Annotated in this window: 11 protein-coding genes; 7 read left to right on the plus strand and 4 right to left on the minus strand. The window is 61.7% G+C overall.

The window, feature by feature from the left end:
- Positions 1-12: 12 nt before the first annotated feature.
- From fadA to ACF8GB_RS00305, 5 genes are all read left to right on the plus strand, one after another.
- Complete coding sequence (gene fadA, locus ACF8GB_RS00285; protein WP_058639658.1) at positions 13-1,188, plus strand: acetyl-CoA C-acyltransferase FadA; 1,176 nt, start codon at positions 13-15, stop codon at positions 1,186-1,188.
- 81 nt (positions 1,189-1,269) lie between these two features.
- Positions 1,270-1,521: a DUF1653 domain-containing protein gene (locus tag ACF8GB_RS00290; protein WP_058606157.1), complete on the plus strand. Its 252-nt coding sequence runs from the start codon at positions 1,270-1,272 to the stop codon at positions 1,519-1,521.
- 100 nt (positions 1,522-1,621) lie between these two features.
- Positions 1,622-4,231: a type I DNA topoisomerase gene (topA, locus tag ACF8GB_RS00295; protein ID WP_058606158.1), complete on the plus strand. Its 2,610-nt coding sequence runs from the start codon at positions 1,622-1,624 to the stop codon at positions 4,229-4,231.
- A gap of 126 nt (positions 4,232-4,357) precedes the next feature.
- Positions 4,358-4,873 (plus strand): DUF6586 family protein, encoded by a 516-nt coding sequence (locus tag ACF8GB_RS00300; protein WP_058639657.1) that lies wholly within the window; start codon positions 4,358-4,360, stop codon positions 4,871-4,873.
- A 50-nt stretch (positions 4,874-4,923) separates the two neighbouring features.
- A complete protein-coding gene (locus ACF8GB_RS00305; RefSeq protein WP_023534164.1) occupies positions 4,924-5,157 on the plus strand; it encodes a hypothetical protein in 234 nt (77 codons plus the stop codon).
- 170 nt (positions 5,158-5,327) lie between these two features.
- On the opposite strand, the gene sulA is transcribed toward ACF8GB_RS00305, so the two are convergent.
- Both sulA and lexA read right to left on the minus strand, forming a co-directional pair.
- A complete protein-coding gene (gene sulA / locus ACF8GB_RS00310; protein WP_058639656.1) occupies positions 5,328-5,804 on the minus strand; it encodes an SOS-induced cell division inhibitor SulA in 477 nt (158 codons plus the stop codon).
- 13 nt (positions 5,805-5,817) lie between these two features.
- Entirely contained in the window at positions 5,818-6,426 is a 609-nt protein-coding gene (gene lexA, locus ACF8GB_RS00315) for a transcriptional repressor LexA (protein ID WP_023534260.1), read from the minus strand.
- A gap of 229 nt (positions 6,427-6,655) precedes the next feature.
- Here lexA and ACF8GB_RS00320 point away from each other — a divergent pair, with 229 nt between their 5' ends.
- Together ACF8GB_RS00320 and nagZ are read left to right on the plus strand one after the other, a co-directional pair.
- Positions 6,656-7,369, plus strand: coding sequence for a TetR/AcrR family transcriptional regulator (locus ACF8GB_RS00320; protein WP_058639655.1), 714 nt, complete (start codon positions 6,656-6,658; stop codon positions 7,367-7,369).
- Positions 7,370-7,438: 69 nt separating this feature from the next.
- Complete coding sequence (gene nagZ, locus ACF8GB_RS00325; protein WP_392526428.1) at positions 7,439-8,437, plus strand: beta-N-acetylhexosaminidase; 999 nt, start codon at positions 7,439-7,441, stop codon at positions 8,435-8,437.
- A 63-nt stretch (positions 8,438-8,500) separates the two neighbouring features.
- On the opposite strand, the gene ACF8GB_RS00330 is transcribed toward nagZ, so the two are convergent.
- Positions 8,501-11,827 (minus strand): SNF2-related protein, encoded by a 3,327-nt coding sequence (locus tag ACF8GB_RS00330; protein WP_392526410.1) that lies wholly within the window; start codon positions 11,825-11,827, stop codon positions 8,501-8,503.
- Positions 11,828-11,830: 3 nt separating this feature from the next.
- Complete coding sequence (locus tag ACF8GB_RS00335; RefSeq protein ID WP_392526411.1) at positions 11,831-12,397, minus strand: peptidoglycan binding protein CsiV; 567 nt, start codon at positions 12,395-12,397, stop codon at positions 11,831-11,833.
- Between the last annotated feature and the right edge of the window lie 5 nt (positions 12,398-12,402).

The following is a 12,402-nucleotide window of genomic DNA, read 5'->3' on the forward strand; positions in this document are numbered from 1 at the left end:
GAGAGATTTGATATGAGCCTTAATCCAAGAGACGTGGTGATCGTCGACTTCGGTCGCACGCCAATGGGCCGCTCCAAGGGTGGCATGCACCGTAATACCCGCGCCGAAGACATGTCGGCGCACCTGATCAGCAAGTTGCTTGAGCGCAACGACAAGGTCGATCCCAAGGAAGTCGAGGACGTGATCTGGGGCTGTGTGAACCAGACCCTGGAGCAGGGCTGGAACATCGCCCGCATGGCATCGCTGATGACCCAGATTCCGCACACGTCCGCGGCACAGACCGTCAGCCGGTTGTGCGGCTCGTCGATGAGCGCGCTGCACACCGCCGCCCAAGCGATCATGACCGGCAACGGCGACGTGTTCGTGGTAGGCGGCGTCGAGCACATGGGGCACGTGAGCATGATGCATGGCGTAGACCCCAACCCGCATCTGGCGCTGCATGCGGCCAAGGCTTCGGGCATGATGGGCCTGACGGCCGAGATGCTAGGCAAGATGCACGGTATTACGCGTGAGCAGCAGGACCAGTTCGGCCTGCGCTCGCACCAGCTGGCGCACAAGGCCACCGTGGAGGGCAAGTTCAAGGATGAGATCATCCCTATGCAGGGGTATGACGAGAACGGTTTCCTGAAAGTGTTCGACTTCGACGAAACCATTCGTCCGGAAACCACCCTCGAGGGCCTGGCGTCGCTCAAGCCGGCCTTCAACCCCAAAGGCGGAACCGTGACCGCAGGCACTTCTTCCCAGATCACCGACGGCGCGTCGTGCATGATCGTGATGTCGGGGCAGCGTGCAATGGACCTGGGTATCGAGCCTCTGGCGGTCATTCGTGCCATGGCTGTGGCTGGCGTCGACCCCGCGATCATGGGCTATGGCCCAGTGCCGGCCACCCAGAAAGCCCTCAAGCGCGCGGGCTTGAGCATGGCCGACATTGACTTCATCGAACTCAACGAGGCGTTCGCCGCACAAGCACTGCCTGTGTTGAAAGACTTGAAAGTGCTCGACAAGATGAATGAGAAGGTTAACCTGCACGGCGGTGCGATCGCCTTGGGCCACCCGTTTGGTTGCTCCGGGGCGCGTATTTCCGGCACCCTGCTCAACGTCATGAAGCAAAATGGCGGCACGCTGGGGATTGCGACCATGTGTGTCGGCCTTGGCCAAGGTATTACCACTGTATTCGAACGCGTCTAAGGCGCAGTAGAAGGACAGCGACCGGGGCCTTGTGCCCCGGTTTTGTTTTTTCGGTTTCAATCGAACCAGGAGGTAGTCCACATGCAGATCCAGCCAGGTGTGTACCGGCATTACAAGGGCCCGGAGTACCGTGTTTTCAGTGTTGCGCGGCACTCTGAGAGCGAGGAGTGGATGGTGTTCTACCAATGCCTGTATGGTGATTACAGCTTCTGGGTGCGCCCGCTGTCGATGTTCCGCGAGTCGGTGGAAGTCGACGGCGAACAGGTGCCACGCTTTGCGTTGATCAAGGCCGAAGAGGGGTTGTGCGGGACGTCGGCCAAGTCGCAGGCGTGATGTTCTGAACTTGACCTCGCAGTTTCGCCACTATATATAGCGGTGCCGCGTCTGGTACCTGACGTGTTTTCAATCTTCAGATTCAGGAATACTCCGATCCATGGGCAAATCGCTGGTCATTGTGGAATCCCCGGCCAAGGCCAAGACCATCAACAAGTACCTGGGCAACCAGTACGTGGTGAAGTCGAGTATCGGCCATATCCGAGACCTTCCCACCAGCGGTTCGGCGAGCGCGAGCAAAGAGCCGGCCGCCAAGCGTGGCAAGGCGGCAGGTGAGGCACCGGCCCTTTCGCCCAAAGAGAAGGCGCGCCGCCAATTGGTTGCACGCATGGGCGTCGACCCGGACCAGGGCTGGAAAGCCAAGTACGAGATCCTTCCTGGCAAGGAAAAGGTGATCGACGAGCTGCGCCGCTTGGCCAAGGATGCCGACACCATCTACCTCGCGACCGACTTGGACCGCGAAGGGGAGGCAATCGCCTGGCACCTGCGTGAGGCCATCGGTGGCGACGATACCCGCTACAAGCGCGTGGTGTTCAACGAAATCACCAAGAAGGCCATTCAGGAAGCGTTTTCGCAGCCTGGTGAGCTCGACATTGATCGGGTCAACGCGCAGCAGGCGCGTCGTTTTCTCGACCGTGTGGTGGGCTACATGGTGTCCCCGCTGCTGTGGTCCAAGATTGCCCGCGGCCTGTCGGCCGGGCGGGTGCAGTCGGTAGCCGTCAAGCTGGTGGTCGAGCGTGAACGCGAGATTCGCGCCTTCATTCCTCAGGAATACTGGGAAATTCATGCCGATCTCGGCACCGCCAAGAACGCCAAGGTTCGCTTCGAAGTCGCCCGTGAAAATGGCGAGGCCTTCAAGCCGCTGAACGAAACCCAGGCCATGGCCGCGCTGGAGAAGCTCAAGGCATCGAGCTACAGCGTCGTCAAGCGTGAAGACCGACCGACTAGCAGCAAGCCATCGGCGCCCTTCATCACCTCGACCCTGCAACAGGCAGCGAGCAATCGTCTGGGGTTCGGCGTGAAGAAAACCATGATGATGGCCCAGCGTCTGTATGAAGCGGGTTACATCACCTACATGCGTACCGATTCGACCAACTTGTCGAGCGATGCGCTGGAAATGGCGCGCAGCTACATCGAGCGCGAATTCGGCAAGCAGTACCTGCCCGAAACGCCGCAGGTGTACGGCAGCAAGGAAGGGGCTCAGGAGGCGCACGAAGCCATCCGGCCGTCGGACGTGAGCACCCACCCGACCAAGCTCAGCGGTATGGAGCGCGATGCCGAGCGGTTGTACGAGCTAATCTGGCGTCAGTTCCTGGCCTGCCAGATGCCGCCGGCCCAGTACCTGTCCACCAGCGTGACCGTGGCCGCGGGCAGCTTCGAACTGCGTGCCAAGGGCCGCATCCTGAAGTTTGACGGTTACACCCGCGTGTTGCCGCAGCAGAGCAAGCCTGGCGAAGACGACGTGCTGCCTGAGATGGTGCAGGGTGAAGCGCTCAAGCTGATGCAGCTTGACCCTAGCCAGCACTTCACCAAGCCGCCTGCCCGGTTCACCGAGGCCAGCCTGGTCAAGGAAATGGAAAAACGCGGCATTGGCCGACCATCGACCTATGCGGCGATCATCTCGACCATTCAGGACCGTGGCTATGTGACGTTGCACAACCGTCGCTTCTATTCGGAAAAGATGGGCGACATCGTGACCGAGCGGCTCTCCGAGAGTTTCTCCAATTTGATGGACTACGGTTTCACCGCCGGCATGGAGGAAAACCTCGACGACGTCGCCCACGGCGAGCGCGACTGGAAGAACGTGCTGGACGAGTTCTACGGCGACTTCAGCAAGAAATTGCAGACGGCCGAATCCAGCGAACACGGCATGCGTGCCAATCAGCCGACGATGACCAACATTCCTTGCAAGGAGTGCGGTCGCCCGATGATGATTCGTACAGCGTCCACGGGCGTGTTCCTGGGCTGCTCCGGTTACAGCCTGCCACCTAAAGAGCGCTGCAAGTCCACGGTCAACCTCGTGCCTGGTGACGAGATCGCTGCTGACGATGAGGGCGAATCGGAGTCGCGCGTGCTGCTTGGCAAGCACCGCTGCCCAGTTTGCGCAACGGCGATGGACGCTTACCTGCTCGATGAAAAGCACAAGCTGCACATTTGCGGGAACAACCCTGATTGCCCGGGTTACGAGATCGAAGAGGGCAGCTATCGCATCAAGGGCTACGAAGGCCCAAGCCTTGAGTGCGACAAGTGCGGCAGCGAAATGCAGCTCAAGACCGGACGGTTCGGCAAGTTCTTCGGGTGCACCAACCCTGCGTGCAAGAACACCCGCAAGCTGCTTAAAAGCGGTGAAGCGGCGCCGCCGAAGATGGACAAAGTCGACATGCCCGAGCTTAAGTGCGAGAAGGTGGACGACACCTATGTGCTGCGCGATGGTGCTTCGGGGCTGTTCCTGGCTGCCAGCCAGTTCCCGAAGAACCGCGAAACACGTGCGCCCCTGGTGTGCGAGATTGTCCCGCACAAACATGAAATCGATCCCAAGTACCATTTCTTGTGCGAAGCGCCGCAGAAAGATCCCGAGGGTCGACCAACCGTAATTCGCTACAGCCGCAAGACCAAGGAGCAGTACGTCCAGTCGGAAGTGGACGGCAAGCCCACGGGTTGGAAAGCGTTTTACGATGGCAAGGCCTGGAAAGTCGAAGACAAGCGCTGAGTTCTAGCGTCCAGGGATGGGGCCGTGCTGCGGTCTTTCGTGAGCTGATATCACGAAAGGCCGCAGCACGGCCCCTTTCATTTATGATGCAGCAATCCGCTAAGCCACTTGATGGGAGGGCAGCACATGGCCCAGGAGCTCTATACCCGCACTAATCAAAAACTGTACTTTGCCGGGCTGGCACTGGAATCGATGGCCAGGGCTGAACAGAGCCAGGCCATGAACGCCCAGGGGCTGGTGCAGGCTGAGCGGGAGTCGGCCTTGTTTCATCTGCATGGTGCCTTGCTTGGCCTATGTCACGAAATCAGTGGTTACTACCGCTTGCCTGCGCTGGCAAGCGTTGAGCAGGCTCTGGCGCAGGACGCCTTCAATGGCATCGCCATACCAGAAGTTGCCGAGCTCCTGGAGCTTGCCCGGCAACGGGAAACCTGGCTGGCGCAGATGCTGGCTGCCTATGCTGACTTGTTCCGAGCGCCTGTGATGCGCAAACCACCCAAGACTGACGTCACCCAGCCGTTGATCCAGGCGGTCAGCCTCGATGAGCAGGTGCCTGCGCCGCTGTCCCGTGCCGAGCTTGAGGCGTGGCGCAGCGATCTCAAGGCACTCGTCAGGCGTTTTCGCGATGCGTTGAGTGAGTGCTGACAGCGTCGAGCGCTGGTACAATGCTCGCCTTTCGTGGAGAACCGCCCTTTATGTCTACGTCTTTTCTGGAAATTGTCGAGTTGCCTGATGGCCGCATCGAACTGCGTCGCGCCGAGGATGAAGGCTCACTGGTAACCCTGGATTTCTCAGAGGATGCCAAAGTATTCCTGCAGGGTCAGCACGTCGAGGTGGCCAAAGCCATGCTCAGCGTGGGTGTGCAGATGGCTGGACGGCTTGTGGATGGCGAGCTCGAACGTGACGAAGGGCCGCGCGTTCTGCACTGAACCGCGCAGTCGTGAGATGGCTGCCACCGGCCTGGCCGGTGTCGGCGGCAAACGTATCGAACGGATGAGTGTGGGAGTGTCGGAAAAGCGTTGCGCTTTTTGGGCGTTCTTTACTCGTCATGGCGAGCATGGCCTGGAGCGGTCAGGCCGGTAGTACGAATGCCGCAGTGTCAGCCGAAACGAATGTTCAGGCTTTGCGCGTTACCTACGCTTGCCGCACGCAACAGCAGCTGACGTGCGTTGGCATTGATGCTCCCCAACCAGCTGACCACGGTATGGCTACGGCCCAGGCGCAAGGCTTCGCACGCCAACTGCAAGGGAAGCTGGTTGCCCCGCGGATGAAGCAGCAGAATGCGTTCGCGGTTGAGCCCAGCCCTGCGCAGCCAGGCCTGTGTCAGGCTCGACGGTGGTGCAATGAGGGTCAACCAGCGTGTTTCGTCTTCTTCGCTGAGTTCGCGTAGCACAGGTGCCAGCAAGGTGTGACAGTGACTAGGGGCGCCGTGCAGTGACAATTCGCTGAACAGGTCGGGCATGTCGCTCTTGCGCGCCAGTTCGCTGGCCTTGAGGCCAGGCAGGACAGGCTGGGCGAGGAATGCTTCGAACAGCGGCAACTGGACTTGCTCGGTTGTATGGGTGAATGGCTGCATGACGCCTCCTGATTCAGCGGCGAATGACGCCGACGCTCAAGCCCTCGATCACCAGTTCCTGATCTTTCAGGTTGACTTCGATAGGGGCAAATTCCGGGTTTTCGGCCAGCAGCCAAACCTTGTTGCCTTCGCGCTTGAAGCGCTTGACGGTGACTTCGTCGCCGATGCGCGCCACGACGATCTGGCCGTTGCGGGCTTCGCGGCAGGTATGCACCGCCAATAGGTCGCCATCGAGGATGCCGACGTTCTTCATGCTCATGCCGTGCACACGCAATAGATAGTCGGCCTGGGGGTGGAAGAAGGCTGGGTTGATGTTGCAGGATTGCTCGATATGTTGCTCGGCAAGGATCGGGGCGCCGGCAGCAACGCGGCCGATGATCGGGAGCCCGGCTTCTTCGGCCTTGGCTTCGAGGCCGGGAATGCGAATGCCTCGGGAGGCGCCTGGCGTCATCTCGATAGCGCCTTTACGGGCCAGCGCCTTTAGATGCTCTTCGGCGGCATTGGGTGACTTGAAGCCCAGCTCCTGGGCAATCTCGGCACGAGTCGGCGGAAAGCCGTTGTCCTCGAGGCTGCGCTTGATGAAGGCGAGGATTTCGGCTTGGCGTGGCGTCAGTTTCAACATGATCAGCGCTCTGTCTTTTTGTACAGTGACTGGGATTATATACAGTATTCAGCGCGCCGCAAGCTCTCCCACCGCCCAGGCCAGCTGATGGCCACGGATTACACCGCGTTCGCCGCCAAACGCCCTCGCATCGGTATGGTTGACCGGCCGGTCACGAACGCTTGACAGAAGGGGGGTTGAAACGTATGTTTCAAACACCTGTTTGTATGGCGGAGTGCTTGGAGTAGTCATGGCCCAATCGGAAACCGTTGAACGCATCCTCGATGCTGCCGAGCAGCTGTTCGCCGAGCGCGGGTTCGCCGAAACCTCGTTGCGGCTGATCACCAGTAAGGCCGGCGTTAACCTGGCGGCGGTGAATTACCACTTCGGTTCCAAGAAAGCGCTGATCCAGGCGGTCTTCTCTCGTTTCCTGGGGCCATTCTGCGCCAGCCTTGAGCGCGAGCTGGAGCGGCGCCAGGCCCGCCCCGAGCACAAGCCTACCCTCGAAGAGTTACTGGAGATGCTGGTCGAGCAAGCCCTTGCCGTGCAGCCGCGCAGCAACAACGACCTGTCGATCTTCATGCGGCTGCTGGGCCTGGCGTTCAGCCAGAGCCAAGGCCATTTGCGCCGTTACCTCGAAGACATGTATGGCAAGGTGTTCCGCCGCTACATGTTGCTGGTCAACGAAGCCGCGCCACGCATTCCTCCGCTCGAATTGTTCTGGCGTGTGCATTTCATGCTCGGGGCTGCTGCGTTCAGCATGTCGGGCATCAAGGCGCTGCGAGCCATCGCCGAGACTGACTTTGGCATCAACACCTCCATCGAGCAGGTGATGCGCTTGATGGTGCCGTTCCTGGCTGCCGGCATGCGTGCCGATACCGGCGTCACCGATGCGGCCATGGCCAGCGCCCAGTTGCGCCCGCGCAGCAAGACTGTCAGCGGTGCAGCCCCCGCCAAGGCATGAACTCGCCAGTCGCCAGCCCTAAGCGGGCTTTCCCCTGTCTCTATTGAAGGATTTCTCATGACCGCCAGCCTGCAAGGCTCCTTGATGGTGGATATCGCCGGTACTTGGCTGACCGCCGAAGACCGGCAGCTGTTGCGCCAGCCCGAAGTGGGGGGGGTGATCATCTTCGCCCGCAACATCGACAGCCCGCGCCAGGTGCGTGCGTTGTGCGCGTCCATTCGTGCGCTGCGCCCGGACCTGATCCTGGCCGTCGACCAGGAGGGCGGTCGGGTACAGCGTCTGCGCCAGGGGTTCGTGCGCCTGCCGGCGATGCGTGCCCTGGCCGACACTGCCAATGCCGAGTACCTGGCCGAACAATGTGGCTGGTTGATGGCGACCGAAGTCCTTGCCGTTGGCCTGGACCTGAGCTTCGCTCCGGTGCTGGACTTGGATCACCAGCGCAGCGCGGTGGTGGGCAGCCGCGCCTTCGAAGGTGATCCGCTGCGGGCTACGCAATTGGCCGGCGCGTTCATCCGCGGCATGAACGCGGCAGGCATGGCTGCCTGTGGCAAACATTTCCCAGGCCATGGTTGGGCAGAAGCCGATTCCCACGTGGCGATACCCACTGACGAGCGTAGCCTGGAGCAACTGCGTGGGGCAGACCTGGTGCCGTTCAGCCGCCTGAGTGGTCAATTGGCAGCAGTGATGCCTGCCCATGTGATCTACCCGCAGGTCGACAACCGTCCGGCAGGCTTTTCCCGCCGGTGGCTGCAAGATATTTTGCGCGGCGAGCTAGGTTTCGACGGGGTCATCTTCAGTGACGACCTGTCCATGGCCGGTGCTCATGTGGTCGGTGATGCGGCCAGCCGCATCGAGGCCGCGTTCAGTGCCGGGTGCGACATGGGGCTGGTTTGCAACGACCGTGCTGCGGCCGAACTGGCGCTGGGTGCTGCTCAGCGTATGCGGGTCACGCCGTCACCTCGGATCGCCAGCATGCGCGGCCAAGGCATCGCCTGCACCGATTATCGCCAGCATCCGCGTTGGCTGCAGGCGCTGTGTGCGCTCAAGGACGCGCAGTTGATCGACTAGCCGCTCATCGTCCAGCAGTCTGTCGGAACGCGTATACCCAGCGGGTACGCGTTCCGACAGCTGCTACCGACCGCGTTTGCCCGGCAACGGCGCAAACAGCGCCTCTATTTCCTCGTCCCCCAGGCGCCATTGCCCGGCCTTGCCACCGTCTAGCAGGCTGGCAGCCAGCGCTGCTTTTTCCTGCTGCAACAGCTGAATCTTTTCCTCCACCGTGCCGCGGGTGATCAGCTTGAACACGAACACGGGCTTGTCCTGGCCAATGCGGTAGGCCCGGTCGGTCGCCTGGTTTTCGCTGGCCGGGTTCCACCACGGGTCGTAATGGATCACGGTGTCGGCTGCTGTCAGGTTCAATCCCACCCCGCCTGCCTTGAGGCTGATCAGAAAGACCTGGCTGTCCCCCTCCTGGAACTGCTGGACAGGGGTGCGGCGGTCGCGAGTGTCGCCGGTCAACAGGCTGTAACGGATGCTGCGCTTTTTCAGTTCCTGCTCGATCAACGACAGCATCGAGGTGAACTGGGAGAACAGCAGCACGCGGCGGCCTTCGCCCATCAGCTCTTCGAGCATCTCCAGCAGCGCGCCCAGCTTGCCCTTGTCGCTCTGGTTGCCCTTGATGTCCACGCCCTTGACCAGGCGCAAGTCGCAACACACCTGGCGCAGCTTGAGCAGTGCATCGAGAATGACGATCTGGCTGCGTGCGGCACCGTTGCGGGCTACCTCGTCGCGAACCTTCTTGTCCATCGCCACCCGCACGGCCTCGTAGGTGTCACGCTGTGCGTCACTCAGTTCGACCCAGTGCACCAGCTCTGTCTTGGCTGGCAGCTCGGTGGCGACCTGCTCTTTCGTGCGGCGCAGCAGGAAGGGGCGAATGCGCGTGATCAGGTGGGTCAGGCGCTCGGTATTGCCCTGGCGCTCGATAGGCGTGCGGTAGTCCTGATTGAAGCGCTTGAGGTCACCCAGCCAGCCGGGCATCAGGAAGTGGAAGATCGACCACAGCTCGCCGAGATTGTTTTCCATCGGTGTACCGGTCAGGCACAGGCGCTGGGTAGCCTGCAGTTGGCACACGGCCATGGCTGCCTTGCTGGTGCTGCTCTTGATGTTCTGCGCCTCGTCGAGCAACAGCAGGTGCCATGGCTGTGCACGCAAATGCGCAAGATCGCGGGGTACCAGTGCATAGGTGGTCAGGATGAGGTCGTAATCCTGCAGGCGGGCGAAATGCTTGCTGCGGGCTGGCCCGTGCAGGGCCAGCACCCGAAGGCCGGGTGCGAAGCGCTGCGCCTCGTCCAGCCAGTTGGGTATCAGGCTGGTCGGCATGACAGCCAGTGCTGGCGCGCCTAAACGGCCCGCTTCTTTTTCCAGCAGCACATGGGCCAGGGCCTGCAAGGTCTTGCCCAGGCCCATGTCATCCCCAAGGATGCCACCGGTGCCCATTTCCCGCAGTGCTTGCAGCCAGTTGAGCCCTTGCTGCTGGTAGCCGCGCAGGTTGGCTTGCAAGCCGGCAGGGGGGGCGACCTGCAGATCCCTGGCATCGCGCAGGCGGCGACCCAGGTCGCGCACATGCTCACCGCCTTCCCAATGCAGGGGCAGCGCTTCGATCCCGTGCAGGCGCGCAGCGTCTGCTCGGCTCATGCGCAGTGCCGTCCCGGCCTCAGGTTCGCTCAGGTAGAGCTCGCCCAAGGTCGCCATCACGGCCTTGACCCGGCCATAAGGCAGAGCCACCCGCAGGGCAGGGGCATCGATCCGGCCGCGGTTGAGATCGATCAGCAGGTGCTCCTCGTCGTTGCGCTTGGCCAGTTCGCTCGGGCGTAGCAGCTCAGGGCTGTTGCGCAACAGTTGCAGGACGATGGGCAGCAGGCTGTGCCGCTGCCCTTCGACAACGATACCCAACTCAAGGTCGAACCATTCATGGCCGGGCGTTTCATCGACCGTGGCGTACCAGTCTTCTACCTCCTGCAAGTCGAACGCGAAGTCGCGGTTGACGTCCACCTGCCAGCCCGCTTCACGCAGCTGGGGCAGGTTGGTGCGCACGAATTGCAGCCAGGCCTCGTCGTCGGGAAGCAGGAACATTTCGCCGGCGCTGTCGGGCAGTGCTTTGCTCTGCCGGGTCGCGACCTTGAACCCCATGTCACGCAGGACATTGCGCAGGGCTTGCTCAGCCTTGGGCTGGCGGCTGATGCGCTGGCTCACGCTGCCCACCAGACGCGTCAGCGGCTTGTCGGTATTGCCGCTGGCCGACAGGCCGTCGTAGTCGAACGACAACGCGGCGCGGTGCTGCATCTGGCGCTGCATGCGACCGGTCTTGGGCATGTAGGCGGTGAACTCCAGGCTCCCAAGTACCAGGTGCGCGGTGGGCTGAATGTCATCGACGTGTTGCTCCTGGACCTCGGTCGGTGTCGGCACGGCATGGCTCAAGGCGTTGAGCTTGTGGCTGAGCGGCACGACCAGGTGCTCCGGCACCTCGGGCGCGAGGGTCAGTTGCATCGCAACGTGGGGGTTTAGCTCATGCTCCAGGACGCCGATCTCATGGGTGACCATGTCCAGGTAGTACAGCGGAAGCAATGGGATGACGCAGTTGGATTTATCCTCGCCAGTGAACCACAAGCCACGGTACGCACCATTGTCCAGGCGCACCCAGCGAAACTCGCCCTGGCGCACCGGCCCGGGCTGCAGTGGTGGTTGAGTGTCGAACAGGTACAGCCGGCCCGTGTCGATAATGCGCTGAAGCAACTCACCGCCTTCGCCCCCGGTCAGCCTGTAGCCCCGCTCCTGGCCGCCCCCCTGGTTGAGCGAGGAGAGTAGACGCAGGATGCGTGCGTCTTCTTCGGTCACGAATTTTGGCCGGTCGTACAGGAAGTCGTAGACCGATTGCACCCGGCTGAAGCGAATGCCGTCTTCGGTTTCGGTGCCTTTGCGCACGACCACCGAGCAACTGGCATCGTCCTGAAGGTGCAGGTTGTAGCAGACCGAGCGCCCGCGCTTGTCCTTGCCGGGTTTGACCGGTGCGGGCGCTTGCTCGAGATTGCTGAGCCAATACTGAAGCTCGGCTGACATCTGTGCAGAGGTGGGCTGGGCTATGGGTGGCTTGTCGAAGGGGTCGCTGATCAGCAGCAGCGCGGCTGCGCAATGCTTGCAGTTGTACCCCACAGGGCAACTGCAGTCGCCCTCGACGATGCAGCGCCCGGCATGCACGCTCACTTCGATGGTCTGCCTGTAGGTTTGTCCCGCACTGCCTTCGCACAGCGCAGAAAACCTTTGCCCGTCCAGGTACGCAAGCTCAGCCTTGCCCTCGCTCGCATAGACCTCGCCTCGCTTAAGAGCACCTGCATCGAAACATTCGATCCAGTTGGGGTACTCGTTCAGCAGCTCGAAGGCATCAGGTCCTTTACGTCTCATGGGTCACTGCTCCAGCATGTCCTGCGACGGCATCTTGGGTGTGCCGGGTGGGGTGATCTTCAACAGCATGGCCAGATGACCGCCGTCCAGGTAGGTCAGTTGTCCGCCTTTCACATTGCTGTTGGCCTGCCGAAATTGCTCGCTCTGCAGCACGCTGCCGTTGCCGTCGAGCTGGTTGACCCATAGGTTGGCTTCGACCTGGATGAAGCGACCCTGGGTGATGCTCAGGTTGCCCTCGATCGGGAAATGGCCGAACTGCTCGGTACCTCCACCGAATGCGATGCGACTGGGCCCATCGCCTACCTGCTGTTGCCAGGCCCGGTGCATGAGTACCGTGTAGTCGGCCGTGGCGCTCAAGCGTGTGGCCTCGTCTTCGAGCACCGGGCGCTGCTCTGCGCCTTTGTCCAGCCGTGGCGCGCCAGCGCTCCAGTCTTCAGGCGCGAACGGGCTGGTGAACGCGGGTACGTTGTTCTGCCTTACCAGGATCATTTCGACCTGATACGGGCCCTGGGCGAATGCCGCTGGGGCAAACGCCACCAGCAGCAGGGTCAGACAGCGAATGGCGCGCATGGATC

This window comes from Pseudomonas sp. xss_4 (assembly GCF_043104125.1).
In the GTDB taxonomy this organism is placed as follows: domain Bacteria; phylum Pseudomonadota; class Gammaproteobacteria; order Pseudomonadales; family Pseudomonadaceae; genus Aquipseudomonas; species Aquipseudomonas parafulva_B.